Origin of the sequence: Nonomuraea sp. WAC 01424, from assembly GCF_003947315.1 — a bacterium.
GTDB classification, from domain to species: Bacteria; Actinomycetota; Actinomycetes; order Streptosporangiales; family Streptosporangiaceae; genus Nonomuraea; species Nonomuraea spiralis.
The window spans coordinates 84,191-109,160 of record NZ_QHHZ01000006.1; the positions used below are offsets into that span (position 1 = coordinate 84,191).

Below are 24,970 nucleotides of genomic sequence, written 5' to 3' on the forward strand. Positions count from 1 at the left end.
GTGCCACCATTGGTGCGAGATGTTCGCAGATAGTAGGTGAATCTCGCCGTACGGTCACCGCACTGCCGCGCTGTTCGGCGATTCGGTGCATCAGGGTGTGCGCTGCGCACCGGTGGCGGGAAGGGCCAGGTCTGGGCATGTGTCGATGACCTGGTTCGCTCGCTCGACGGTCTTGCGGTGGTCGGCCAGCACGCCGTCGACGGTGTCTTCCGCGGACGGTCGCATGGTGGCGCGCCAGTCGCCGATCTTCGGGTCGATCTCGTCACCGGTCTCCAGCGCCGGCGCGTCCGACAGCGTCGGTTTCCCCGTCTGGGTCGGCTTCCGGCCTGCGCCCACCCACTGTTGCGTCCAAGTATGGTGCAGCGTTCGGCCTCAGCCGCCCGTGTCGCCGGAACGCAGTACTCCCAGCCGATGAGATACCTAGGATCGGGTGCCATGCCGAAGAAGCGTCGAGCGAAGGCAAGCCCCACGCGGGGAGTCAGCGGCCATCCTGCCCGGCGCGCGCTGCAACTCGCCGCCCGTCAGCCCTCGCCAGATCCTCGTTCTGTGCTGTTCGAGTCGCTGCTGGGGACCGCTGGGGATCAGTGGTGGCCGGACTCCCAGAATGCGATCATCGAGCGCCTCGCCGACCTGCCCGCCCACTCGCCTCTGCGGCTGGAGAACGCCGTCGTCGACTTGGTGGGCGAGGAGCTGTGGGCACGTACCCAGACCGAGACCATGGGTTTCCACTGGGACCAGTACCTGGCCGCTCTGGCTGACCTCGTCCGCGACGAGATCCGGAACGCCGCGCGCAGCGGCGGGCAGGTGGCTGACCTGTGGCGACTGTTGCACGGGCTCGCCGCGATGACCGCGCGGTCCAGCGGGGAGACGCTGCGCCGCGACCTCGATCTCGCTGTCCGCGAAGCCGTCAAGGACACCACGACGGCCTTGGCCGAGGCCGGCATCGCTCCCGGGTGGCCGAGTGGGATTCTCCGGGCTGCTCCGGCAGGGGAGCCGCTGCTGCTGGCCGACGAGTACGGCTCGCGGTACGCGCTCCTGGCCCCCTTCGCCTGGGGCGAGGAGGACCCGCACTGGTACTGCTGGGACATCGACCATTGCACCGGAGAGCGGGTCGTGCACGCCGCCGTCTTCGCCTCACCGGAGGATGCGCTCGCCGAGTGGCGAGCCGCCGTGGGGACGCACGCGGCGCCCGCCTCCACCCAACCGGCCCCGTGCGACCAAGCCACCGCCCGTGACCTGTTGGGCCCGCTGTGCCGTTCTGACCTCCTGGGTACCCTGCTGCTCGACAGCGAGTCGCAGCAGCTCGTCGCCGAGCGTTTCCGCCTGCGCCAGCGAGCCCGCGCCCTCTGCGAGCCGTTCACCGTCGCTCCTGAGCCCAAGCCCCAGCAGGACCTGAACCCGATCATCGACGACTTCGCCGCCTGGCTACGCGATCGAGCTGACCACACGCCCGAACGAGAAGACATCGCCACGCTCGCCGACAGCTGGTCCCACCTCTCCGGGCCCGGTTACTATGCCTGCTCCCCGCATCGGATCGAGCACGCCGTGATCCTCGTCGCGGACGGATACATCAAGAAGTACGCCGAGGCCGTCCTCGATCTGCTACCGCAGTGGGTCGAATGGTGCATCGAACGCACCGGCCTGACCGGCGAACCGGCAGAGCGAGCCCGCCAGGCGGCCGCGAACAACCGGTGGGACGGATCCGACAGCATGGACCTGCGCCGGACCGAATAGGGCGGCCCCGTTGCCAAGGTCGTCGCTGATGCCGCTTTCCGCAAGCACTGGAGAGCCTCCGACCTGTGGTGACCTGGGTGGGGGGACTGAGCGGCGGCAAGGTCGTTGGTCAAGGGCTGATCACCGAGGATCAGAGACGCGTTCTCACGGGTCCGCGCCCTCCGCTTGAAAGCTGCGCGAGCGTGGGGTGCTGGCTGGGACGAGTGCGTGCAGCAGGCGGCCAAAGGCGCTCAGATCGGCGCATTGGATCAGGCGAGCGTAGGCGATCGGCTTCGTGCCGGTGTGCAGTCTTTTGGGGAATCGGCGCATGTTGGAACCATGCCGTAGGTCGGATTGGACGGTGAGGCCGTGAACAGTGTGCAGCGGGGTGACATCGGTCTCGGGGTGAATCATGACAGCGATCGCGTTTTGAGGGATGCGCTGTCGGTCGAGATAGCACGTGATATGGCTGTCAGGATGACTAAGTTCGCAGTAGTACTTCACGAGGTGGGTGAGGTTGAAGCCCCGGTCGTCGGCGGCATCGACGAGGCACTGCTCGAAGTCCGTCAGGGGGTGCCTGGCGAGGTCCATTCGGCCTCCTCTTAACAGTCGCGCAAGGTCATCCATTATGGTCGTTCGGGGTCCTTGGGGTGAGGGATGCGGCCGTGCTCGGTGCGTGCTCGTACGCCCCGTCACACGCCGCCAGGACCCGGCACCGCCTGACACGCAAAACGCGCCGAGGTGCCACGAACCATCACCCAACGGCACGGCATGGTACTAAAAGATCTTGCTTCTAATCCGACGGTCGCAGGTTCGAATCCTGCAGGGCGCGCTTTGATCATGGCCTGACCTGCGGATATGCGGGATCGGGCGCGTTCTAGAATTTTCGTCTAGCGGTTGCGTGCTCCGTACGTGCCCGGTTGCACCAACCCTGGACACACCATGATCATCCGCCCTCCCGGCCCGGCTCGGCAAGAGCAGCGGCCCCGCCTCGCCGCGAGCAGGCGGCGAATGCGGGGCCGGACGCTTAATCCGACTGTCAGCTCCTCAACGAGACCACTCTCCCGCTCTCGCCCTGCTCTTCCTTGCCGAACAGCAGGGCCGCGGTCTTCTCGGCCGCCGCGGTGGCCACCTGCGGGTAGACGGAAGTGTAGGTGTCGGCGGTGAACGCGCTGGAGGTGTGGCCCAGCGTTTCCTGCACCACCTTCATCTCCACCCCGGCCGCCAGCATCAGCGAGGCCGCGCCATGCCGAAGGTCGTGCAGCCGGATGGGGGGCAGGCCGGCCAGGTAGGCCAGCCACAGGAACTGGTCGGAGACGTGCTGGGGGTGCAGGCGGTTGCCGTCGGGCTGGGTGAACACGAACCCGCTGTCGACCCACGCCTCGCCCATGGCAAAGCGTTCCTGTCGTTGCTGCTGGCGGTGGGCGCGCAGCACTTGGCGCGTGTCGGTGTCCAGGGCGACGGTACGGACCGAGGCGCCCATCAAGCCCTCGACCAGGTGGCTCCACTCCGCGCCGCCCCCGACCCGATCACCAAATCGGCGCGCATCATCGACCTGACCATCCGTCGACACGACCGGCTCGGCGGAATCCTCCACGAACACTCACACGCCGCTTGAACTGCATGGATGCGATTTTCGGCAGGCGTAGAGCGCCACCACCCCGACTGATGCTCGTCGATGCGTGCGAACAGCTTGCTCGGGTCCGGCGTGGCGTAGCGCGCGCAGTGGCGCACTGTGTGCGTATAACTACTCTGTGCCAAATGAAGTACGGAAAGTGATTTGTGTCGGTGGCGGACCCGCTGGCCTGTATTTCGCGATCCTGATGAAGCTGCGCGATCCTTCGTATGACATATCCGTTTTCGAGCGCGATCCGGCGGGTTCGACGTACGGCTGGGGCGTGACGTACTGGGGCAGCCTGCTCGACCGGCTGTACGAGAGCGATCCCGAGTCGGCCCGCGCCATCGGCGAGGCGTCCGTGCGGTGGCATGACGGGATGGCCCTCATCGGCGGCCGCACCACCACGCACCGCGGCGACGAGGGCTTCGGCATCGGCCGCCACCGGCTGCTCGGCATCCTGGCCGACCGGGCGATCGCACTCGGCGTGCGGGTGGAGTACGAGCGCGAGATCCTCGGCGAGGTCCCGGACGCCGACCTGGTGGTGGCCGCCGACGGGGTGAACAGCCAGCTGCGCGGCCGCCACGACTTCGGCACCGAGGTCGCCACTGGGGGCAACACCTACATCTGGCTCGGGACCACCAGGGTCTTCGACGCCTTCACCTTCGCCTTCGTGGAGACCGAGCACGGCTGGATCTGGTGCTACGGCTACCGCTTCGACGACGAGCGCAGCACCTGCGTGATCGAGTGCGCGCCCGCCACGTGGCGCGGGCTCGGGCTCGACCGCGCCGACGAGGCGGGCAACCTGGAGCTGCTGGACAAGCTGTTCGTCGACCTGCTCGACGGGCATCGGCTCATCGGGCGCGGGCAGGGCGTCGCGCAGTGGCTGCGCTTCCAGACCGTGACGAACCGCTCCTGGCACCGCGGCAACCTCGTCCTGCTCGGCGACGCCGCGCACACCACGCACTACTCCATCGGCGCCGGGAGCACGCTCGCGATCGAGGACGCCATCGCGCTGGCCGGCGCGATCGAGCGCCACCCCACCCTGGCGCCGGCGCTCGCGGCCTACGCGCGGGAGCGCAAGGCCGCGCTGTTGCCGGTCCAGAGCGCCGCCCGCTACAGCGCGCGGTTCTACGAGGACCTGCCGCGCTACCTGCGCCTGGAGCCCGCGCAGATGTTCGCGCTGCTCGGCCAGCGGCACTCGCCGCTGCTGCCATACATGCCGCCGCGGCTGTACTACCGGCTCGACCGGGCGGCGAGCCGGCTGGAGGCGCTGCGCAAGATCAAGCGCTGGGCCGGGCACAGGATCGCCGGGTCACTGCAGTCGTGGTCGCGCTGACGGGGTCAGCGCAGGTCGCGGACGAGGCGGCCGATGACGGAGTGGACCCTGCCGTCGTCGAACGAGTCCGAGCCGATCAGCAGGGTCATAGCCCGCCGCCGCGGAGTTCGGGAGACCCGGTGCGGGCCTTGGACCAAGCGGCTCCGCTGCGCACTGCTCCTGATCCGATCATCGATCCCGAGCGAATCACCGACCTGAACATACGCTGACGAGACGGGTAAGGCGGCATCCATCACGAGTACTCACATGCCGATTGGCCTGGACGGATGGAACTATTGGCAGGCGCAATGTCAAGGACGGTCCGGGTAAGGCCGCCATCGCCGCCGAGCTGACCGGCCTGCTCGCCACCGCGGCTGACGGGCGCTCGTCCATGCCGTGGCGGACGCCGCCTACCACGGAAATCCCCTGCGCGACCTGCCCGCTGCGGTGTCGCGGATCACCAGGGATCATGATTCGTGATCCTGTCTACGGTGTACGCCATCGCCCGGCGCTTGCTGTCAGTCTCCGCGCTGCTGCTACGGAGGAGCGTCTCCAAGGAGGCGGAACTGCTGGTGCTTCGGCATCAGAACACGGTCCTGCGCCGCCAGGTCCCACGGGTGCGCTACGAACCGGCCGATCGCCTGTGGTTGGCGGCGCTGCTCAGCGCCGGAGGTGATTCGAGTTATTGAGCCCCACAACCGCTGGGTGAGCGAGGCCCGATCCCGGACCTGAGGCGGTGCCGAATCGCGCGGGGACGGTCGCTCACCAAGGACCTGCGCCATCGGCTCGCGCAGGCTTTGTGGGAGATGGCGCATCCCGGTTTCGTCAGCGACATCTTTCGGGCCCGGCACCACTCGCGGCTATCCATACTGGCCTTCATCGAGCTCCAACGGCTTCTGGAGGAGCAAGGTCGCTTCCGTGCCATGATCGCCGACGCCGTCGACCTCGCTTGATCATGTGCCTGGCCGCGGCGCAGGAAGCGCGCAGACATATTGACACGGCCGTGTGCTGAGTCCGTGTCAGCAGTCAACCGCTCGGCCACCATGGCAGCTCAGTGACGGGGGCGTGCCTGCGGGGAGCGGGACCTCGTCAAGCTGTGCTACAACCTGACGGCCGTCAGGACCGTCCAGCAGAAAGCGCCGGTGCTCGGCGTGAGGGTGTTCAGGCAGCTCGCGTACGGCCTCGATCAGCGCGGCGGCCCGCCTGTGTGGCACCCGTGGGAGGCATGCCGGTGTAGTGAGTCGGCCAGGATGGCTACGGCCGCCGTAGCGACGTTGACGCCGCGGCGGCGGTAGGCGGACAGCGAGGCCTGGGGCACCGGATGGTCCAGCAAGGCGACGGTGGTCTCCAACGGCGCCGGTGTGTATGTCATGCGCACCTGCTTGCGCTTGAGGTGGACGCGTTCCGCCGGGTCCTGCGCGGCTTGGCGGCCAGTGCGGCCGGCGACGACCGGCCCCTCATCTAGGGCGGCGATCTCGAGAAACTGCTCGGCGGTAACGTCGATCAAGTAGTCCAGGGGGTAGCCAGACCACGGTGTGCCCGTGGATCATTCCGTCTTCCCAGCGTGGGGTGAGGGTGCCGCGGCTGATGACGGCCTTGTCCAAGACACTGGCGATAGCGAGGTCCACCGCGCGGACCTGGGCGGGGATGCCGAGCTGGGCATAGGCGTGAGCAAGGGTCATGCAGTCGTCCAGGCAGCGCTCGGCGGGCAGCAGGTACTCGGCGGCGATGACGTCGAGGAAGAGCGGCAGTACAGCGGGAATCTGCATCGGGTCGGCTGGGGGGCGGTAAGCGATCGTCCCGGCGATCCGCGCGGCCGCGCGATACACCGGATCGGTCTCTCTGGCCACGCGCTCGTCCATGACCCGACGCCGAGGGTCACCGGAGCGGTTGATGACACGACCCGCGCTGAGGCCGAGGCTTACGGCTGCGGGGCTTGGCCACTCTTCGACGGTAGCTCGTCGTGGCCGCCATGGTCCGCCGTAGCGAGGACTGGGCAGCTGTCCCTTCCGGATGAAGTTGCCGGAAGGGACAGCGATTGTCCTGCAGTAAGTCATGTCGCTGCGGACGGTTTCGGCTGGAGTCGTTCAGATCTTGTTGTCGACGAGACGGGCAGGTGCTGTGCAGAGGTGAGCCAAGGACATCGACGCCACCCTGACCTGGCTCTGAGCGTTGATCATTCGGTGGGGCAGACTGTGCCCGGTTCTGGGAGTGTCAGGTCGGTCAGGTACCTGGTGGCGTGCCGGATCGGGCACTTCTTGCCTGACAGGTACATGACGTGACCGGGTCCGTCGTAGGCGATGGTCACCGATCCCGGGATCATGCTGGTGAAGCTCTTGGTCGAGGTGTAGTCGAACCACGTGGTGCCCACCCCCAGAAAGGGCGGCAGACCCCGCGTGAGCAGCGGGCGGGACGGATTGGCCACCGGCAGCGGCCAGCCTGTGCAGCCGAGCGCGTCGATGGCCGCTCCCGCGTACTCAGGTGCGATCTTCCGCGCTTTCCTGCGGAAGTCCTCAAGCTGGGCATAGCTGGTGTATCCGCGGTCGTCCCCGCAGCTCATCACCTGTGCCCCGGGCGTTGCCGAATATCGCGCGTTGAAGAGCGCCTGATCGGCGAACCCTGACCCGTCCCCGCTCCGCGCCTTGTCCACCGCGGCCGCGAAGGTCAGCCAGTTGGCGTTCTCCGGCCCTGGGTCGAGGGGGAGGGTGGATGTCAACAGCCATCCGGTCAGCTTCCCCTTGCCGTACTGGGATGAGGTGACCGAAATCGGATGGCGATCGGCATCCCGCAGGAGCCTGCGCCACACCGCCTCGGCGTCCTGGCCGTGCAGTGCGCAGGCGGGAGTCTCCGCGCACCAGTCGGCGAACCTGGTGAACATCCGCTGCATGACCGGCAGGCTCAGCAGCCGCTGCGCGGGCCAGCCCTCGGTCTGGTTGTTCACTCCATCGAGGTACATGGCCTGGATGCGCTGTGGGAACAGCCGGGCGTACGCGGCGGCCGCGGACCCGCCGATGCCGCTGGCCATGAAGCTCAGCCGCTCTTCGCCCAGCGCCTTGCGGATCGCCTCGGTGTCCCTGGCGATCGACAAGGCATCCAGGTGCGCGAACAGCCCCGTCGTGTCCGCCTTCTGACACTCCTTGAACGCCTCGTTCATCGCCGCGGCCAGCGCCGCGAGCTCCTTCGCGTTGCGCGGATCATGCAGGGACACCCCCGGCTGCGTGCATGCCTGGGGCATGTGTGCGATCCACGTGGTGGTACGCGCGTTGTAGCCGACCAGATCGAACTTGCGCCGCAGCTCGGTGAGATCCGCCGCGGAACGGGTCAGGTCCTGGATCCCGTAACCGCTGGAGATGCCCAGGACGCTGCCGAGCCGGCGTGGCGGCTCAGTGGCCGGCAACCGGGCCAGCTCCAGTGTGATCTTCTGTCCCTGCGGCTTTGCCCAGTCCGCGGGGACATCGATCGCAGCGCACTGCATGCCCGCGGGTACGCCCTCGCTCTCGCAGTCCTGCCATCTCAGCGGTCCGTCAATCCCGGCAGCCGACGCCGCCGGGGCCATCCCGATCAGCATCGCCGCGGCTACGGCGATGACCGGCCACCTGCTCCTACGGCGTTCGCCGCCGTGGCGCTTACCAGGGTTCCGTGCGCGTATCGTGATCATGATCCCAGCGTGCCGTCGCGGGCGGCCGATTACTTCCTGCCTTGAGACGGTTCCAGCAGAGGCGATCTGGGACCCCGGTCCTAGTCTCCAGGGTGAACCAAGGCCACGTAGGCGTGATCGCGGCTCGCGGGCGAGCCGCTTCAATGGCTCTGCCACGATGCCAGGCCAACAGGGTGCCCGGGGTGTCCACGTTTATGGGGGAAGCCCCGAAGCGGTCGCGAAGACACCACGCCGACCGCGACGACGAGCTCAGCGCCCTCGCCGGGCCTGCACCACGTCGACAGAGGGTGTATCTGCTCCGGTGGATGACCTCAAGATGGTCAGGTGCCCGGCCCAGACGTAACGACTTGCCGCTGGCCATCCGTTCTGAGCTTCTAACGGCTTCCGCAGTTGCCCGTGGGTGGTGGTGAGACAAGCGGCGCGGCTGCGCACCGAGCCGGATCCGATCACGGCAAACGATGGCCGTGTGGGTACCCGTTGCCCGAACGATTTTGATCCTTTTAGGTTGGCAGGCGCAGTGCTCCAGGCCGGTCGGTGAGGCACCTTCTCCTTCCTGCGGATCCGTTCGCCGCCGCGGTATCTGTCGGCGGCCTGGTGCTACGGTTGGCTCTCTAATGCGCACATAAGGGGACGTATGTTCGGCATTGTCCGCCCGTGTCGGCACGTCATGTGCAAGGGGCTCTACGCGGACTGGATGGGGCACCTGTGCGGGCTCTGCCTGGCGCTCCGCGACGAGCACGGACACCTGTCGCGCCTGGTGACCAACTACGACGGCCTGCTCGTGTCCGTCCTCACCGAGGCCCAGTCGCCCACGTCCGCGTCGCGTCGGCGGGCGGGCCCATGTGCGCTGCGCGGTTTCAAGGGCGCCGACGTAGTGGAGTCCGAGGGAGTACGGCTGGCGGCCTCGGTGTCGCTGCTCCTGGCGGCCGGAAAGGTGGGCGATCACGTGGCGGACGGGGACGGCGTGTACGCCCGCGGCCTGGTGGCCGCCGGCGCCACCCGTCTGGCGGGCCGCTGGTCCTCGGCCGGCACGGCCATGGCCGGTACGCTGGGGTTCGACCCCACTCCGCTGACAGCAGCGGCCGACCGCCAGACCCTCCTGGAACGCGCCCCCGCCCAGGCGCCCCCGGGGAGCAGCGCGGCGCCCGGGTTACGAGAGTTGACGGGGCCCACCGAGGACGCCGTAGCCGCCGCGTTCGCGCACACCGCAGTGCTCGGGGGGAAGCCGCACAACCGGGAGGCCCTGGAGGCGGCCGGTCGCGGATTCGGGAAGCTGGCACACCTGATCGACGCGGTGGAGGACCTGGCCGACGACCGGGTGTCTGGGGCGTACAACCCGCTGGCCGCCACCGGCACCGGCCTGGACGAGGCGCGCCGCCACTGCGACGCCGCGCATGCCGAGCTGCGCGCCGCCGTGGACGAGCTGGACCTGCCCCGACCTGGCCTGACGCGCGCCCTGCTGGTGCGGGAGACCGGCAGCGCCGTCTCCCGAGCCTTCGCCACCGCCGCAACCCACGGCACCGGCCACCCGCCTGGACACGCGCCCGGCGATCCCGGCGCCCCGCCGGGAGGACGGCCGCCGAAGCAGGATCCCGGCGGGCTGCTGTCGCTGGCGTGCGCCGCACTGACGTGCTGCACGTGCGGCCTGTACCGGCCTGCCTGGGACGAGGACCGCGAGGGCTCCTTTTGCGAGCGCTTCGACTGCTCCGGCTGTGACTGTTGCGGCAACTGCTGCTCCTGCTGCCCGGGCGAGGACGGCTGTTCCTGTGACGGCTGCGGCTGCGGCTGCGACTGACCGCCGCGGGGAGTCCCGTCAGCAGGGTCTGGGCGATAAGCACGGTGGCCGATGCCGAAGCGCGCCCGGTCAGGATCGCGACCCCAGGAGCGTGCCGTCAGACCTCAGCACCGGCGGTCAGCCGTGCTCGGCTTCAGAGCGCGGTGCCGGCGCCGGACTGTGTCCGGCCGGACGAGGAGCCGCAGCCGAATGGTAATCGCAGTGCGGCGAACATGTTCGTGACGGTGAGGCTGGCCAGGTGGAGGAGCACGGCCGATTGTCACACTGCACCGGGTTCGTCTCCTGGCTGGTTGGAGTCTGCGCCGCCACGTGAAGCCATCGCAGAGGCATGACCTGGGCGGATGTGATTATCGGCAAGCGCAGTGACCACCAATTGCGGAACCCGGGTTGCTCTTGCGGCGGACCGTCTCCATGTTCGGGAGCGTGTGGATCTCGGCCGGTGTGCGTACGATCTGGATCGGCGATTCGGGTACAGGTGGCGGCCTCGCCAGGGTTAGCAGGTCGCGCAGCTTACGGGGGCGGTCCTGGATCCTGTCTGTGCCCCTAAAATTGCCGCATGCCGAACAGTGGGGGCTTCGCTTCGTCGCGCCGTGAAGGCGGCGGCCACAGGGGTGGGACGGATGACGCGCGCTCACGGGCCAGCGTGCAAGATCGGGTGCTCAGCCGGAACGCCCAGTTCCAGGAGTGGCAGGCGCTGCTGACCAACCGTACCAAGCGCCAGCGCCTTGGGGAGTTCCTCATCCACGGCGTCCGGCCGATCTCTCTGGCCGTCGAGTACGGCTGGCCGTTGCGCCGGCTCCTCTATCCGCTCGGGCAGAAATTGTCCTCCTGGGCCGAGGACCTCCTGAGCGAGAGCGGCGTCCAGTCGGTGGGGGTGGAACCGGAACTCCTGCGAGAGCTCGGTGAACGAGAGTCCGGGGCTCCGGAACTGATCGCCGTCGGTGCCCTACGGTCCGACGACCTCGGCCGGTTGAATGCGGGCGAGGACTTCCTCGGGGTTGCCTTCGACAGGCCGACGAACCCGGGCAACATCGGCACGCTGCTCCGTTCCGCCGACGCCTTCGGCGCCTCGTGCCTGATCGTCACCGGCCACGCCGCCGACGTCTATGACCCCAAGTCCGTACGGGCCAGCACGGGCTCACTGTTTCGGCTTCCCGCGGTCCGCACGTCCTCCCCGACGGAGGTATTGGACTGGGTGACGGCACAGCGCGAGCGGGGCCTGCCCATCAAGATCGTCGGTACGGACGAACGCGGTGACGTCCTGGTCACCGAATGCGACCTCACAGGGCCTGTCCTCCTGGTGGTCGGCAACGAAACCACCGGCATGAGCTCCCGCTGGCGCGAGCTGTGCGACGAGATCGTGCGCATCCCCATCGGAGGCGCGGCCAGCTCGCTCAACGCCGCCTCGGCGGGCACACTCATGCTCTATGAGGTCGCCCGGCAGCGGGGGTTCCCGACGTGACGGATTCGTACGACTCGACGGTGCCTTACGGCTCGTCGGTGCCTGCACACCGACAACGCTGGAGAGGGCCGTCCGCCGCCCATGGCGATCGGCCGGGCGGGCGACGTCATGGCCCAGCCGAATTTGGAACCGGTGGGCCGGCGGAGCTAGAGCGGCCGGACGGGCTCTGCGCGCCCGCTGAGCGGGCCATATGGCTTGGCCTGGGATGGGAGGCATCTAAGATCGGACCGGGGAGAGTCTGATCGGGAAGGAAGCCGGGTGAGCTACCGCCACGTCCTGACCAAGGGCGACTACTCGGACCTCGCCAGTGGTTCCGTCCTGCGTTCCGCGCCCGGATTCCCCGCCTTCCCTGTCCGCCTGGCTTCGGAGATCTTTCTGCGTGCTTTGGCGCTGCGCGGCGGCGACGCTCCGGCGGTCGTCTGGGATCCGTGCTGCGGCAGCGGCCATCTGCTCTCGGTGGTCGGGCTGCTGCACCGACGGCTGATCGCCTCGCTGGTCGCCAGCGACATCTCTGCGAACGCGCTCGATCTCGCCGCCGCGAATCTGCTCCTGCTCGATCCCGACGCCTTGGAAGCTCGCGCACGGGTTCTGGAGGAACGCGCGGAACGTTTCGACAAGCCCTCCTACCTGGAGGCCGCCGGAGCGGCACGCAGGCTCGGCGGCGGGCTCGCGGCGGCGGGCGGCTCCCTTCCGTCCTTGGTCCGGCGGGCTGACGTCTTCGACCGCGACGAGCTGGCGGCGGTGACTGCCGCGACCACCCCGGACATCGTGATCACGGATGTCCCCTACGGGGAGCAGACGAACTGGCTGGGTGGGCACGGCGAGGCCGGCGTGCCGGAGATGCTCGGCAACGTGGCGTCGGTGTTGCCCGGCGAGGCGGTGCTCGCGGTGACGGCGCGCGGGCGGAAGGTGCCGCTGGGCGCCGGCCCCCGGCCCAGGAAAGAGTTCCGCATCGGCACCCGGTCGGTCGCGTTGCTGAAAGTCGCGCAGTTTTCCACCTGACCAGTAGATTCACTACTCCCGACTGGTGATCCTGCCTTTTTGGAAATCGGTCCCGTAATCTTTGATCGCTCCGCTGAGCGCCTTGGCGTACTCCTCCAGGGCCGTTCGAAGGTGGCGCGCCGCCGATGGGTTCTGCTTCGCCGAGGCGGTCGAGGAGGTGCTGGGGCAAGACCGTCATCTCCCAGGAGGACTACTCCGACCAGCTCGACGCGGCGGTGCGGAAGTTGTTGAGCGTGCTCGACCAGGACAAGCAGCTCGTCGAGCTGGGCAAGCGGTTCGCCGCGTGCCTGGGCGTCAGCAAGAGCGAGCCGACCGAGCTGGACGGTCTGAGCCACACGAAGATCGTGCGGGAGCTTCGGACGTCGCCAGGCCGTACCTGGACAAGGAGATCAAGGCGGCGCTGAAGGACCTGGGCTGCGGCAAGGACTTCTACCCCGCCTGCTCCCCGAAGGCTGTGGAGATCACGTCGCGGGTCTGCCAGGAGTTCGGCCGGGAGGGCGCGGCCCAGGCGATCCCGTCCCGGATCCACCGCAAGCTCGTCTGACGCGGCGCCTCCGGGGTGCCGCTCGTGGCGCGCGAGCGGCACCCGTTGCGACCGGTCCGGAAGGGCATGCACCTGATCGCTGACGCTCTCGGCTGTCCCTCCGCCTGCTGCCGGCCGTCGATGCACGTGGCGTGGACACGCCGCATCGTCGTGACAGCTCTAGTTCACCGAGCTCTCCAGATGGGCGAGTGCGCTGTCCAGCAGCGCCGGGGCGTCCATTTCCGGATCCTGGGCCCAGTCCAGCCAGACCGAGAGCAGGATGCCGAACACCGCGCCCGCGACGGCCCGCACCTGGTCGTCGTGTCGCGGACGGCCGAGCCTGGCTGCGACCAGTTCGGTGAGCGTCTGCTTGGTCCTGGTGATGTTGGCGAGGCTGGCCGCCCACAGCGAGGGGACGCTGAGCACCAGCGCCTGGCGCTCCCGCTTCGCGGCGACCTCTGTGTCGGTCAGGTCGGTGAACACGGCCCGGAAGGCGTTGCGCAGCGCCGACACCGGACCGAGTTCCGGCGGCTGGGCCGCGCACGCCTCGGCGATGAGGGTGTCGTAGTCATCGAGGGTGACCAGCGCTTCCTTGGTCGGGAAGTAGCGGAACACCGTCCGGTGCGAGACGTCGGCCGCCTGGGCGATCTGCTCGACGCTGGTGGCGTCGTACCCCTGCTCGCGGAACAGGCGCAGCGCATGTCGCTGAATGGCGGCGCGAGTGCCGGCCTTCTTGCGCTCCCGCAGGCCGGGCTGCTCGGAATCTGACATCATGCGAAATCCTTCAGCGGGATGACCGTCCGGTACTTTCCGCCGGGGGCTTGCTGCGGCGGCTCCTCAGCGCGTTCCAGGATGACATGGTCCAGCTTGTGGTCGGCGAGCAGGCCGCCGATCCCGTCACGCACTGTGCTCCACACCGTTTCCGGATCCGCCCCGGGCGCGGGCAGCATCCGTATGCGCAAGCTCGCCGGGCTGGTTTGGACGATCTGGTAGAGCTGTACTCCAGGCGTGCGGTCCACCAGGGTGTTGAGCATCAGCGGCGCGATGACGACCTCGCCCCGTGCGGTGGCGAACGTGAGCAGGTTGGCCACGCGTCCCTGTACATGCATGGCCGGCAGGGGGTTGCCGCACGGGCACGGGTCAGGCCGTTGCAGCACGCTGTCGCCGAGGTCGTAACGCAGGATCGGCTGTACGCGGTTGGCCAGATTGGTCACCAGAACGGTGTGGGACGGCCTGCCCGGCGGGGTGGGGGAGTAGTCCGCTTCGACCGGTTCGACCAAGGCCCAGTCGCTGTTGACGTGATACCAGCCGTACGCGCAGCCCTCGGTGAGGAAGGGACACTCGCTGGCGCCGTAGGTGTCGCGTACCTTGGCTTCGAAGGCGCGGGCCATCCGCGCGTAGTCGCCGCTGGTCAGCGTCTCGCCGGCGGGTTCGACCACTACCGGCGCGATGTGCAGCCGTCCCGACTCCTGCTCGGCGGCGAGCATGTTGAGGACGCTGCCGTACCCGAGCAGGAGGGCGGGGCGGAACTGGTTGAGCGCCTCGACCAGTTCGCGGAGAGGGGTGTGCACGGAGAAGAGGCGGATGGACCTGCGCTGCAGCCGGTGTGCGCGCATGCGGGCGGCGCCGGCCGAGACCAGGAAATGGCCGTTCGTCGCGGCCACGATGGCCATCCGTCCGCCGCCTGCCACGATCCGGGTGATGTCGGCGAGGTTCAGCCAGGACCCCATCATCCGCATGCTGAGGGCGTAGTTGACGGCGATGTCCCGATCGTCCTTGACGAAGATCGCGGGGTTTCCTGTGGTGCCTGAGGTGGTGACCAGCAGGTATCGGTCGAGGAACCGTTCACCTACCAGTTGCGGATCGGTGGCGAAGGCGCGCGCCCGTGCCAGCGTCACCTCGCGATCGGTGGCCCAGTCGTCGTAGTGCGCCATCAGCGCCTTCTTGCCGGTGACGGGCAGGGATGAGGAGTCGTCGACGCCGGGGGGCAGGCCGCTGTAGAGATCGCGGTAGTAGGGCGAACCGGTGCGGGCGTGCTCGACGATCTCGCCGAGCCGCCGTCGCTGAACTGCCACCCACTCGTGGCGCCTTCTGACGCGGCGTGCGTCTCGCAGCAGCCGCGGAACGCTTTCGTTCATGCCCAACATCATGTCATATGAATGTCAAATGTCACTCCGATGACAGATTTGCCGTCTGGGGTGCACCGCTCGGGACGGGTCGGGCGCCGCGGCGGCCGAGCCCGCACAGGCGTCCCGCTCATGTCGCGCCAGTAGGTCCGGTCGCGCCCGCCGTGACGTACGGCGCGGGCCCGACAGTAGGGGCCATCGCGTGCCTCCTTCGATCTGGCTTGTGCCTTCGAAGGAATCACGCGATGGCCGTCACCACACCAGTGACCAGGTCGACGCAATCAGGAGTGTCCTTGACGTGCCGGAGGCGGACCTCAATGGCGGCCGGAGTCGATCGCGAGCTCGGTGCCGAGAGCCGTCACGGCACGCGCCGTCTCGACGACCTGGGGTCCCATGACCTCTCTCAGCTCGTCCGCGTCCATCGGCCGGGCGATGGAGACGTTGATCGACGCGATGGGACTGCTCACCGCGTTGAAGACCGGAGCGGCGATGCGGTGACGCCGACGCCGGCGACCGTGCCGAGCGAGGGCGAGCAGTTGAGCGGGTTGCTCTACCTACCGGACGGGCCCGGCCCCCATCCCGCGGTCGTGCTCGCCGGAGGATGGTGTTACGTCAAGGAGGTGGCGCAACCGCTGTTCGCCGAGGTGTTCGCACAGTCGGGGATCGCGGCCCTCGTCATCGACTACCGGTACTTCGGCGAGAGCACCGGCGAGCCGCGGCGGCACATCGACCCGTGGAAGCAGATCGAGGACTATCGCAACGCGGTCTCCTTCTTGCAGGCCCGCGAGGACGTCGACGCCGGCAGGATCGGGGCCTGGGGCATCTCCTACAGCGGTGGCCACGTGCTCATCCTCGGCGCCGTCGACGCCCGGGTACGTGCCGTCTGCTCCGTGGTCCCGGTCATCGACGGATACGACAACCTGCGTCTCGCTCACGGCACGGTGAGCTTCCGCGTACTGCGGAAGGCCCTTGAGACGGCTCGGCAGCGGTTGTTCGAGACCGGCGAGCACTCCTACATCGATCACCAGCCGGTGGAGCTGGGAGCGGTCGGGATGCATGGACGACCTGGTCGAGCACCGGTGGTGCGCGTCATCGCGGCCGCCCGGCGTACTGGGGTGATCCCAGGCCAGCTTGTCGGTGGCGTCTGCGACCGTGTGCTGCGTGGGTGAGCTGATCGAGCGGGTGGATGAACAGGACCGCGTGCTGCACGTCGTGGAGCGCGCGGAGGCGGTGCGTCGGCGGTGGATGCATCGGATCGCGACGACGATCTGCCGCGATCCGACGGGGCGGATCCTCGTGCTGCGCCGAGCCGAGGAGCATGTTCGTTTTCCCGGCCACTATGACGTGCTGGCCGGCGGCGCCGTGGGCGTAGGCGAGTCGTACGAGGACGCGGCGGCCCGCGAACTGGTCGAGGAACTGGGGGCCGGCGTCCCGGTCCGCTTTTTGTTCAAGTTCCTGTGCCGGGACGGGATCAGCCCTGCCTGGTTCGGGGTGCACGAGGCTTTGATCACCGGGCCGTTGTCTCCAGATCCGTCCGAGATCGCTTGGCATGCCTGGCTCACGGAGCCCCAACTGCGGAACGTGGTCGATCGAGGGCCCTTCGTACCAGGTGGGCGAGAAGCCCTGCGCCGATATCTTGGCCGCTCGCCTCAGTGACGAACAGCCGCTCCCTGGCTGATGCTTCCCCAGTCACAGCACAGGGCAGCGGCCGGCACGTGCTGGAGGGCGGGGGTTCAGGTCCGGCGGGAGTTTCGGCGAGGCGGCCGTGGCATGAGTACACGCAGGAACGTCGAGGGCGCGTACAGACTGAGCGGGGTTCGCAGGGCGGTGAAGACCTGGAGGAAGGCCAGGTGGACCTCAGGGTCTTGGGTGCCTGCCGCCCGCAGGCGGCTCAGGTATCGGGCCGCGAGGCGCCGCGCGGGCGAGGCGCCGGAGGTGTCGCCGGACATCATGTGATCGCCGAGGGTGGCCATGTACCAGAAAGCACGGTTCGCTCTTGCGAGCCGGTGATGGTAGCGGCGGGCCAGGTCAGCGGGATCATGGCCGGCCTTCAGGCAGTCGCCGAGGAGCACCGCGCCGAACGCCGCGGTGGTCATGCCTTGGGCGTAGAGGGGGTTGAAGCAGTACGCGGCGTCGCCGGTCAGCAGGAGATTGCCCGGACGGCCCGGTTCTGCGGTGATCAGGCGGCGGCGATTGGCGGTGGCGCGGGTGGTGACGACCTCCGACAGCGGCTGCGCGCCGTTGACGGCGTTCGCGACGAGCGGGCTGGGCAGGCTGCGCGCGTACGGCAGGAAATCCTCCCCCCGGGCTGTGGGGCGGTCGGAGCCGACGCCGAACAGGGTCACGATCCAGCGGTTGCCCTCGATCGGGATGAGGGTGGATCCGCGGAGCCGGTCGCCTCGTCCGGGCAGGAGGTGGCAGGCCTTCCAGTCCGCGGTGTGTCCGGGCGGTATGGCGAAGATCCGGCTGGCGTAACCCAGGTGAGGGTCGAAGGACTGCTCGGCCGGTACGGCGGCGCCGATGTCGCCGAGCCAGGCAGGGGTTCGCGAGCCGCGTCCGGCCGCGTCGACGACCAGGTCGGCGGCCAGGACCTCCTCGACCGTCTCCCGCGACGGCTCTCGCGGCACTTCCTGCCCTCGTGGCCGGACGTGGACACCGAGTACGGCCTTCGCGTCGCCGGCCAGGCCGCAGGCCCGGGTCTGCTGCCGTACGACGACGTTGGGCAGTGCCAGGACCCGGCGGCGGATGATCCATTCGACCAGGACGCGGCTGGCGCCGATCACGCGCAGGCCGCAAGGGCGGCGGGCGGCCCACCCGGCAGGGGAGAGCATGACGAACTCGGAGCCGAGATCGCATGTCGGCGCCTCGTGCTCGATCAGTTCGGCGGTGAAGCCGGGAAGCAGGTCGTCGATCGCCTCGCGGCCGCCGATGAGCAGTCCGTGCACGTGGTGGGACTGCGGCACACCGCGGCGGTGTCCGGGGGAATCGGGGAAGGTGTCCTGGTCGACCACGGTGACCTGGTGGAAGTGGTCGGCGAGGACGCGGGCGGCCAGCAGACCGGCGATGCTTCCCCCGATCACCACCGCGTGGCCGTGGCGGGGTGGGGCGGTCACGGGGAACTCCAGAAGCCGGGGAGTTCGGCGGGCGTGATCGTGGCCGCCAGCCCGCACAACACCAGGACGGCGATGTAGCAGAACGTGACGAAGTTGGCGACGCCGATGACGGCCAGGAAGGGCACCGCGCGGCGAAGTGTGCGCGGGCCGGTGGAAGCGGGCCGCAGGAAGTCGCCGCCGTGCAGGCGGTACCAGCAGTAGAAGCCGACGAATCCGATCATCAGCATGGAAAAGGCCAACGTCTCGTGCAGCGGGAACTGGTGCCAGGTGCCAGGCCAGAGGGTGAAGCCGTCGATTCCCTTGTCGTAACGTACGAAACCGAGCGCGAAGAACAGCGGATCTTGCAGGTTGACGACCGCGACACTGCTGATGACCAGCAGCGCGATGAAACGCCGGGTGCTCATGTCCGGGTGCCGGCGCCGGTGGCGGATCAGCCCTTCCCCGTACAGGACTCCGGCGACGGTCCCGCCCACCCAGGCCGGCACGAGCGTCAAGGGCTGGTGCGTGGCGTGATGGCGAGCGGGCCCCTGCCAGCCGGGCAGATACGGCGCCCAGGACGAGGCGGGGCCGACCGCGTTGGCGTTGTACTCGATGATCAGGCCCGCCACGTTGGCCAGCGGCTCCAGCCACAGCGCGAAGACGATCGCGGCCCCCAACGCGACGCCCATCCTCAGCCGCTGCCGGACCAGGACGATCCCGCCGAAGAACAGGATCATCACGTACATCCCGCAGACGATCGTCTGGGTGATGAGCGGGAAGAGGGATCCGTCGGAGGGCCGGGGGGTGGCCAGCCGGTATCCATGGTCGGCGAGCCACGCGGAGTACAGGAGAAACTGCATCACCAGGCATGCCACTCCCACCCACGCCCACACCGGGCGAGGCACCAGAAAACGCCGCTTCGGATCGGGGGGCGGTAGGTCGTACGGCATGGGTCGCTCCCTTCTTCGACGGGCTGGCCCTCCCTTGAGCACGTGTGTCAGGCACCCGCTCCCTCGCCGGACCGGAGTCCCATCCGGTTCATGATCCATTCGGTGAGGCCGGCCGGGGTGGGACGGACCCAGATGACCCCGGGGTCGATGGAGGTCTTCAGCGAGTTCTCCAGCTGGGCGCGTAGCCGTACCGCGCAGAGGGAGTCCAGGCCGAGGATGACCAGGCTGGTGGCGGGTCCGATGTGCTGGGAGGTGCCGCCGAGGATCTGGCGGGTGAGCGTGATGATGTGATCCTGGATGAGTGACGTGCGCCGGCCGTCGGTCTCGGCGGCGAGAACCTCGTCCAGCAGCGCGGAGTCGCCGTCGTCGCCCGCGAGGCCGAACTCGGCGAGGAGCTCGGAGGCCGCCACGGCGGGAAAGCCCTTGGCGTACGCGCCGGCCTCGATCGGGGAGTAGGCGACCCGGGTGTGGCCGGCGGTCAGGATGCGGCCCAGCGCGTCGGTGCCGTCCTCGGGGGAGATCATGACGAAGCCCCGGTCGGCGAGGTGTTGTCCGCGTCCGGTACGGGCCCAGGCGCCCCAGTGGATCGCGGTGGCGGGCAGTCCGCGGGCCGCGCGCCAGTCGGCCAGGTCGTCCAGGAAGGTGTTGGCCGCGGCGTACATGCTCTGGCCGGGGGAGCCGATGAGGGAGGCGAGGGAGGAGTACAGGACGAAGAAGTCCAGGTCCTGGCCGGCCGTGGCGGTGTGCAGGGCCCAGGCGCCTTCGGCCTTGCCGCGCCAGACCCGGTGCAGGAGATCCTCGTCGACATTGGCCAAGGTCGCGTCCTCCACCACGCCCGCGGCGTGGATCACTCCGCGCAGCGGACGCTCCCCGGCGGCGGCCGTCGCCCTGGCCGTGACCGCGCTGTCGGCGATGTCCCCCTGGACGACGTTCACGACGGTGCCCGACTCGCGCAGCCGTGCGAACGTCTTCTCGGCGTCACCGGTGGGAGCCGAGCGGCCGACGAGGATCAGGTGGTCCGCTCCCTGAGCGGCCAGCCACTGGGCGGTCGCCAGCCCGAGACCGGTCAGTCCGCCGGAGACCAGGTACGAGGACCCGCCCCGGATGAGCGGCCGGCTCCCCGCGGCGGGCTCCTCGGGGGACCCGGAGCGCAGATGGGCCACGTGGCGTACGCCGTCGCGCCAGGAGATCTCGATCACCGGATGCGCGACCAGGATGTCGGCCGCCACCTCGGTCAGGTCGGTTCCGGAGGTGAAGTCGATGATCGAGGCGGTGAGCCGGGGAAGCTCGTAGGCGGCGGCCCGCAGCACGCCGCGCGGCCCGGTGGTGGCGGCGGCGGGACCGTCCTGACGTGAGGCGATCCACAACCGGGGCGGGTCGGGCAGTTCGGCCAACCGGCGGATGAGCGCTGTCAGCCGGACGACGCTGTCACGGGCGGCCAGCGGCGGTGCGGTGGGGCTGTCGCCGGTCGAACCGCCCAAGGCCAGCACCACACCGCCCAGGTCGCCCATGTCACTCATGTCGTCCAGGCCGGGCAGGCGGGCCAGGCGGGCCAGGCGGCACACCGTACCCTGGCCGGGCGTTCGCCGGGCCAGCAAGCGGGAAAGGTGTCGCGACAGCTCGCCCGCCAGGCCGTCTCGACCTGGGTGCCGTCGGTGAGCACCAGCCAGGACCCGGTCCGAGCCGTCGGCCCCGCCTGCCCGGTCGCGTCGTCGCCGAAGGGTTTCGCGGGCACCCAGGCGACGTGGGACAGCCGGTCGGCGTACCGCTGGTCGGGCGGGGTGACGTTGGTCAGCCGCAGGCCGCGGATCTCGGCCACCACCGTGTCGTCGGCGTTCATCAGCACCCCGGAGGAGGTGCTGGCCAGGTCGTCGGCCTCGTGCAGGCGCACCCGGGCCCGGCGGGCGTGCGCGGTGGGACCGTAGACGCGGATCTCCTCGAACCCGGCCACGACCACCGGGCCGGGGCTGATGGCATGGCGGGCCAGCCAGACCGACGCCGCGGCCTGGACGAACTCGTCGGTCAGCGCCGGGTGCAGCGTCATCATCCACGAGGTGACGCGGGCGCTGTCGTCCAGCCGCAACGTCGCCACCGCCACGTCCTGTTCAGGGTGGATACGCGTACGTTCCAGCCCGGCGAACGCGGGCCCGTGGTAGATCTGGTGCCGGTCGCGGAGGCGCTCGTACAACTCCTGCGGTGGCGACTCCTGCCAGTCCTCACCGGCGTTCCCGGTCTCGGCGGGCGGCGGCCCGTCCAGCGTTCCTGCGGTGGCGTGCGCGTGGACCTGCAGATTCTCCCGTTCGCCGGAGACCACCTCCACCGTGGCGGGCTCGCCGTCCTCGCGCAGGGTGAGCCGGGTGGTGACGGTCGGTTCGGGGTCGAGCACCAGCGGGCTGAGCAGCGTGACCTGGCCCAGAGCGACCTGATCGCACCCCAATGCCGCGCGGGCGGCGCTCAGCATCATCTCGGCGATGCCCGCGCCGGCCAGCACCGGCACCCCGGCGACCTGGTGATCGCCGAGCCATGGCAGGCGGCGCGGTGAGATCGGCGTCTGCCAGGTGTGCAGGTGCGGCTGTCGCGGATCCCGCACGTGCCCGCCCAGCAGCGGGTGCTGACCGGCCCCGACCAGGTGCGGGGGGACAAGCCGGTACGGTTCGCCGTCCCCGCCGTGCCGTTCCCGGTTCCACGCCCCGGTCGGCAGCTCGGCCAGCTCGCCGTGCGCGTACCGCGAGGCCCACTCGACGGGGAGTCCGGCGCAGTGCGCCATGCCCAGGTTGGCCAGGAAGGTCTCCTGGTCGTCGGTGCCGCGGCGCAGGGTGGGCACGGTCACGACATCGCGTACGTGCCGGGCCTCGGCGATGCCCGCGACCGCGCGCAGTGCCAGCGGGTGCGGGGTGCACTCGACGAACAGCCGGTGCCCGTCGGCCAGCGCGGCATCGGTGGCGGCCGCGAACCGTACCACCTGGCGCAGGTTGTCGCGCCAGTAGCCGGCGTCCATCGGCTGGTTCCGGCGGGGGTCGTCGGTGACGGTGGAGTAGAGGGCCAGTTCGGGCGAGCGCGGGCGCAGATCCTCCAGCGCGGCCTCCAGCCGCCCCAGGATCGGGTCCATGTACGGCGAGTGCGAGGCGACGTCCACCTCGATCTCGGCGGCGGGCACCCCGGCCTCCCGCCAGGAGGCGATCAGCACGCCGATCTGCGCCGGATCCCCGGAGATCACAGTGGAGTCGTCCGCGCTCATCACCGCCACCGACACCCGATGGGCGCCGGCTCGGGCGATGTCGTACTCCACCTGTTCGGCGGGCAGCAGCACCGAGGCCATCGCACCGCCGGCGACCTCACCCAGCAGCGCCGAGCGGCGGCAGATCACCGCGGCCCCCTCGGCCGGGGTGAGCGCGCCGGCGACGACCGCGGCGGCGGCCTCGCCCATCGAGTGGCCGATGACGGCTGCCGGGCGTACGCCCCAGGACCGCCACAGTTCGGCGAGGGCGACCTGCAACGCGAACAGCGCGGGCTGGATCCGGCCGACCGTCGCGGGTGGATCCTGTGCGAGCAGGGCCTCGCGCAGGGAGAAACCGCCCTCGGTGGCGATCAGCGGTTCGAACGCGTCGATGGCGTCGGCGAAGGCCGGCTCGGCCGCGAGCAGGGTACGGCCCATGCCCGCCCATTGGGAGCCCTGGCCGGTGAAGACGAACACCGGGCCCGGGTACCCGTCCGGCAGCAGGGTCGTACCCGTGACAAGGCCGTCGGCTTCCCCGTTCGCCGCGAAGGACGTCAACTTCGCGGCGAGTTCGCCCGCGTCACGCGCGACCGCGGCCAGCCGGAAGGGGGCGTGGCTGCGCCGAAGGGCCAGCGTGTGGGCGACATCCACCAGTTCGGGGCCGTCCCCGTCGGCGGGGTGTCGCTCCAGCCAGTGGCCGAGGCGACCGGCGGCCATGCCCAGCGCCGCCTGCGAGGACGCCGACAACGGGAACAGCGACGGCGGCCGCGCGGCAGTGGTGTCCGGTTCGGTGGCATTCGTGTGCGGGCCGGGGTCGGCTGCGGTCTTCTCCTCGTGGCGGCGCGGGGCGCGGGTGGTCGCCCGCGGCCCGGTGCCGGGGGGCGGCGCCTGTTCCAGCAGGATGTGCGCGTTGGTGCCGGTGACACCGTAGGAGCAGACCGCCGCTTGCCGCGGCCCCTCCGCGACCGGCCAGGGGATCAGTTCGGTCGGGACGAAAAGCCGCGACTCCTCATCCAGCGGGATCGCCGGGTTCCAGGCGCGGAAGTTCAGGTTGGGTGGGATCTGTCCTTGCCGCAGCGCCTGGACGGCCTTGATGGTCCCGGCGATGCCCGAGACCGGTTCGCTGTGCCCGATGTTCGTCTTGATCGAGCCCAGCGCGCACCGGCCGCGGCCCCGGCCGTACACGGCGTTGATCGAGGTGTACTCGATCGGGTCGCCCACCGCCGTGCCGGGGCCGTGCGCCTCGACCAGGCCGACCCCGTCCGGGTCCATCCCGGCGCGCTTCAGCGCGGTCCTGAACAACTCCTGCTGTACGACGGTGGACGGCGCGGTGAGCCGGGTGGACTGCCCGTCGTTGTTCACCGCCGAGCCGCGGATCACCGCCAGCACCCGGTCGCCGTCGGCGCGGGCGTCCTGCAGCCGTTTGAGCAGCAGCATCCCGGCGCCCTCACCACGTACGTATCCATCGGCGCGCTCGTCGAAGGCGAAACAGGCGCCGCGCGCCGACAGCAGCCACGGCGCCTCCAGCAGTTGGGTGACCGGGGACAACATCAGCAGCACGCCGCCGGCCAGCGCGGCGTCGCACGCCCCGGTGGTCAGCGCGGCGCACGCGGTGTCCACCGCGACCAGCCCGGACGAGCAATGCGTGGACACCACCATCGCCGGGCCGCGCAGGTCCATCGCGAAGGCGACCCGCCCGGCCGCGCCCGCGGTGAAGTTGCCGAACAGGTACAGGCTGTCGGGGGAGTCCTCCACCGGGCGGGCCTCGCGCAGCAGGTTGTCCGGCGCGTAGGTGCCCACGTAGACGCCGGTACGCGTACCGCGGATCGAGCCCATCGGGATCCCGGCGTGCTCGACGGCCTCCCACGCCACCTCGGCGATCAGCCGGAACTGCGGGTCGATCGCGTCCTGCTCGGCCGGCGCGACCGACAAAGCCTGCGGATCCCACGCCCACACGTCCCCGTCCAGGAAACACCCGCGGGCGGCGCGGGCGGCCGTCTCCGGATCGTGCACGGCCGACAGCCACTCGGCGTCCCATCGTCCCTTGGGTACCGGGCCGATGGTGCTGCGCCCCTGACTGACGAGATTCCACAGCTCGGCGGGCGTCTCCACCCCGCCCGGGAACCGGCAGCCGATCCCGATGACCGCGATCGGCGTCTGCGTAGTCGGCGACATGCGTCGTTCCTCCCGGCCGGCGACGTAGGTGCGGTCATGAAGGTCCCCGAGTGAAGCTCTTCGAACTGTCGTTACTGTGCGTACCCGTCAATTGACAAAGAGCTTCTCTTCTTGCAGGTAAGCACCACACTTGACGACATTTCGACGCAATCGTGAGAGCGGCGTGACAGGTCGGCAGGGGGCGCCGGGCAGTCGCGTCACAGCGAGAGTTACCTTACCGAGAGTAACTGTTTGCACTCTTGTAACTACTGTACGTAGTCGCAATGGTGGGAGGGACCGCCCGGGTGCGTCCAAAGCCATGACACAGGCACCCGGTCAGCACCC

The 24,970-nt window shown here is 69.6% G+C and carries 22 protein-coding genes; 9 read left to right on the forward strand and 13 right to left on the reverse strand.

The annotated features are described in order from the left end of the window. Positions 1–90: 90 nt before the first annotated feature. Positions 91–336 carry a hypothetical protein gene (locus tag DMB42_RS54280; protein WP_221762220.1) on the reverse strand — a complete coding sequence of 82 codons (246 nt, stop codon included), beginning with the start codon at positions 334–336 and terminating at the stop codon, positions 91–93. Positions 337–435: 99 nt separating this feature from the next. Here DMB42_RS54280 and DMB42_RS17830 point away from each other — a divergent pair, with 99 nt between their 5' ends. Next, positions 436–1,734 carry a hypothetical protein gene (locus DMB42_RS17830; protein WP_125635976.1) on the forward strand — a complete coding sequence of 433 codons (1,299 nt, stop codon included), beginning with the start codon at positions 436–438 and terminating at the stop codon, positions 1,732–1,734. 144 nt (positions 1,735–1,878) lie between these two features. Here the strand turns inward: DMB42_RS17830 and DMB42_RS17835 are convergent, their stop codons facing one another. Next, positions 1,879–2,304 (reverse strand): hypothetical protein, encoded by a 426-nt coding sequence (locus tag DMB42_RS17835; RefSeq protein WP_125635978.1) that lies wholly within the window; start codon positions 2,302–2,304, stop codon positions 1,879–1,881. A 448-nt stretch (positions 2,305–2,752) separates the two neighbouring features. Then, on the reverse strand, positions 2,753–3,310 hold the full coding sequence (locus tag DMB42_RS17840; protein ID WP_221762221.1) for a site-specific integrase: 558 nt from the start codon (positions 3,308–3,310) through the stop codon (positions 2,753–2,755). A gap of 301 nt (positions 3,311–3,611) precedes the next feature. On the opposite strand from DMB42_RS17840, the gene DMB42_RS17845 reads away from it, so the two are divergent. After that, positions 3,612–4,667: an FAD-dependent monooxygenase gene (locus DMB42_RS17845; RefSeq protein ID WP_260477760.1), complete on the forward strand. Its 1,056-nt coding sequence runs from the start codon at positions 3,612–3,614 to the stop codon at positions 4,665–4,667. A gap of 455 nt (positions 4,668–5,122) precedes the next feature. Next, a complete protein-coding gene (locus DMB42_RS17850; RefSeq protein ID WP_185844715.1) occupies positions 5,123–5,335 on the forward strand; it encodes a hypothetical protein in 213 nt (70 codons plus the stop codon). A 497-nt stretch (positions 5,336–5,832) separates the two neighbouring features. On the opposite strand, the gene DMB42_RS17855 is transcribed toward DMB42_RS17850, so the two are convergent. The 3 genes from DMB42_RS17855 to DMB42_RS17865 all read right to left on the reverse strand — a co-directional run bounded on the left by DMB42_RS17855 (position 5,833) and on the right by DMB42_RS17865 (position 8,304). Beyond that, positions 5,833–6,153, reverse strand: a complete 321-nt coding sequence (locus DMB42_RS17855) for a hypothetical protein (RefSeq protein ID WP_125635982.1) — start codon at positions 6,151–6,153, stop codon at positions 5,833–5,835. Continuing rightward, positions 6,104–6,508 carry a hypothetical protein gene (locus tag DMB42_RS17860; RefSeq protein WP_125635984.1) on the reverse strand — a complete coding sequence of 135 codons (405 nt, stop codon included), beginning with the start codon at positions 6,506–6,508 and terminating at the stop codon, positions 6,104–6,106. The genes DMB42_RS17855 and DMB42_RS17860 overlap by 50 nt, the downstream gene beginning before the upstream one ends. Positions 6,509–6,822: 314 nt before the next feature. Continuing rightward, a complete protein-coding gene (locus DMB42_RS17865; RefSeq protein ID WP_125635986.1) occupies positions 6,823–8,304 on the reverse strand; it encodes an alpha/beta fold hydrolase in 1,482 nt (493 codons plus the stop codon). Between the two features lie 634 nt (positions 8,305–8,938). Between DMB42_RS17865 and DMB42_RS17870 the strand changes: the two genes are divergently transcribed. The 4 genes from DMB42_RS17870 to DMB42_RS17885 all read left to right on the forward strand — a co-directional run bounded on the left by DMB42_RS17870 (position 8,939) and on the right by DMB42_RS17885 (position 12,967). Continuing rightward, the gene (locus tag DMB42_RS17870) at positions 8,939–10,099 is read left to right on the forward strand and encodes a DUF5685 family protein (RefSeq protein ID WP_125635988.1); all 1,161 of its coding nucleotides are present in this window, start codon (positions 8,939–8,941) and stop codon (positions 10,097–10,099) included. Positions 10,100–10,742: 643 nt separating this feature from the next. Next, the gene (locus DMB42_RS17875; RefSeq protein ID WP_260477761.1) at positions 10,743–11,561 is read left to right on the forward strand and encodes a TrmH family RNA methyltransferase; all 819 of its coding nucleotides are present in this window, start codon (positions 10,743–10,745) and stop codon (positions 11,559–11,561) included. A 258-nt stretch (positions 11,562–11,819) separates the two neighbouring features. Further along, the gene (locus DMB42_RS17880; RefSeq protein ID WP_125635992.1) at positions 11,820–12,563 is read left to right on the forward strand and encodes an rRNA methyltransferase; all 744 of its coding nucleotides are present in this window, start codon (positions 11,820–11,822) and stop codon (positions 12,561–12,563) included. A gap of 125 nt (positions 12,564–12,688) precedes the next feature. Next, positions 12,689–12,967: a hypothetical protein gene (locus tag DMB42_RS17885; RefSeq protein WP_125635994.1), complete on the forward strand. Its 279-nt coding sequence runs from the start codon at positions 12,689–12,691 to the stop codon at positions 12,965–12,967. A 299-nt stretch (positions 12,968–13,266) separates the two neighbouring features. Here DMB42_RS17885 and DMB42_RS17890 read toward each other — a convergent pair whose 3' ends face one another. The 3 genes from DMB42_RS17890 to DMB42_RS17900 form a co-directional block, all read right to left on the reverse strand. After that, complete coding sequence (locus tag DMB42_RS17890) at positions 13,267–13,860, reverse strand: TetR/AcrR family transcriptional regulator (protein WP_260477762.1); 594 nt, start codon at positions 13,858–13,860, stop codon at positions 13,267–13,269. Next, on the reverse strand, positions 13,857–15,161 hold the full coding sequence (locus tag DMB42_RS17895) for a hypothetical protein (protein ID WP_221762222.1): 1,305 nt from the start codon (positions 15,159–15,161) through the stop codon (positions 13,857–13,859). The genes DMB42_RS17890 and DMB42_RS17895 overlap by 4 nt, the downstream gene beginning before the upstream one ends. Before the next feature lie 365 nt (positions 15,162–15,526). Further along, positions 15,527–15,679, reverse strand: a complete 153-nt coding sequence (locus DMB42_RS17900) for a hypothetical protein (RefSeq protein WP_185844716.1) — start codon at positions 15,677–15,679, stop codon at positions 15,527–15,529. Positions 15,680–15,706: 27 nt separating this feature from the next. Between DMB42_RS17900 and DMB42_RS17905 the strand changes: the two genes are divergently transcribed. Together DMB42_RS17905 and DMB42_RS17910 are read left to right on the forward strand one after the other, a co-directional pair. Beyond that, a complete protein-coding gene (locus tag DMB42_RS17905) occupies positions 15,707–16,381 on the forward strand; it encodes an alpha/beta hydrolase (RefSeq protein WP_125636000.1) in 675 nt (224 codons plus the stop codon). After that, positions 16,374–16,868, forward strand: a complete 495-nt coding sequence (locus DMB42_RS17910) for an NUDIX hydrolase (RefSeq protein ID WP_125636002.1) — start codon at positions 16,374–16,376, stop codon at positions 16,866–16,868. Before DMB42_RS17905 ends, DMB42_RS17910 begins: the two co-directional genes overlap by 8 nt. 77 nt (positions 16,869–16,945) lie before the next feature. Here the strand turns inward: DMB42_RS17910 and DMB42_RS17915 are convergent, their stop codons facing one another. The 4 genes from DMB42_RS17915 to DMB42_RS17930 all read right to left on the reverse strand — a co-directional run bounded on the left by DMB42_RS17915 (position 16,946) and on the right by DMB42_RS17930 (position 24,646). Beyond that, a complete protein-coding gene (locus DMB42_RS17915; protein WP_125636004.1) occupies positions 16,946–18,325 on the reverse strand; it encodes an NAD(P)/FAD-dependent oxidoreductase in 1,380 nt (459 codons plus the stop codon). Beyond that, entirely contained in the window at positions 18,322–19,164 is an 843-nt protein-coding gene (locus DMB42_RS17920; protein WP_185844717.1) for a spirocyclase AveC family protein, read from the reverse strand. Before DMB42_RS17920 ends, DMB42_RS17915 begins: the two co-directional genes overlap by 4 nt. Before the next feature lie 137 nt (positions 19,165–19,301). Further along, positions 19,302–20,852, reverse strand: coding sequence for a beta-ketoacyl reductase (locus DMB42_RS17925; protein WP_125636007.1), 1,551 nt, complete (start codon positions 20,850–20,852; stop codon positions 19,302–19,304). Next, on the reverse strand, positions 20,771–24,646 hold the full coding sequence (locus DMB42_RS17930; RefSeq protein WP_125636009.1) for a type I polyketide synthase: 3,876 nt from the start codon (positions 24,644–24,646) through the stop codon (positions 20,771–20,773). The genes DMB42_RS17925 and DMB42_RS17930 overlap by 82 nt, the downstream gene beginning before the upstream one ends. Positions 24,647–24,970 lie beyond the last annotated feature (324 nt).

What these genes read in the sequence shown, in the direction of transcription:
- DMB42_RS17830 (WP_125635976.1), top strand. Translation starts at nt 436, where the DNA reads ATGCCGAAGAAGCGTCGAGCGAAGGCAAGCCCCACGCGGGGAGTCAGC.
- DMB42_RS17835 (WP_125635978.1), bottom strand. Translation starts at nt 2,304, where the DNA reads ATGGACCTCGCCAGGCACCCCCTGACGGACTTCGAGCAGTGCCTCGTC.
- DMB42_RS17860 (WP_125635984.1), bottom strand. Translation starts at nt 6,508, where the DNA reads ATGGACGAGCGCGTGGCCAGAGAGACCGATCCGGTGTATCGCGCGGCC.
- DMB42_RS17865 (WP_125635986.1), bottom strand. Translation starts at nt 8,304, where the DNA reads ATGATCACGATACGCGCACGGAACCCTGGTAAGCGCCACGGCGGCGAA.
- DMB42_RS17870 (WP_125635988.1), top strand. Translation starts at nt 8,939, where the DNA reads ATGTTCGGCATTGTCCGCCCGTGTCGGCACGTCATGTGCAAGGGGCTC.
- DMB42_RS17885 (WP_125635994.1), top strand. Translation starts at nt 12,689, where the DNA reads ATGGGTTCTGCTTCGCCGAGGCGGTCGAGGAGGTGCTGGGGCAAGACC.
- DMB42_RS17890 (WP_260477762.1), bottom strand. Translation starts at nt 13,860, where the DNA reads ATGATGTCAGATTCCGAGCAGCCCGGCCTGCGGGAGCGCAAGAAGGCC.
- DMB42_RS17920 (WP_185844717.1), bottom strand. Translation starts at nt 19,164, where the DNA reads ATGCAGTTTCTCCTGTACTCCGCGTGGCTCGCCGACCATGGATACCGG.
- DMB42_RS17930 (WP_125636009.1), bottom strand. Translation starts at nt 24,646, where the DNA reads ATGTCGCCGACTACGCAGACGCCGATCGCGGTCATCGGGATCGGCTGC.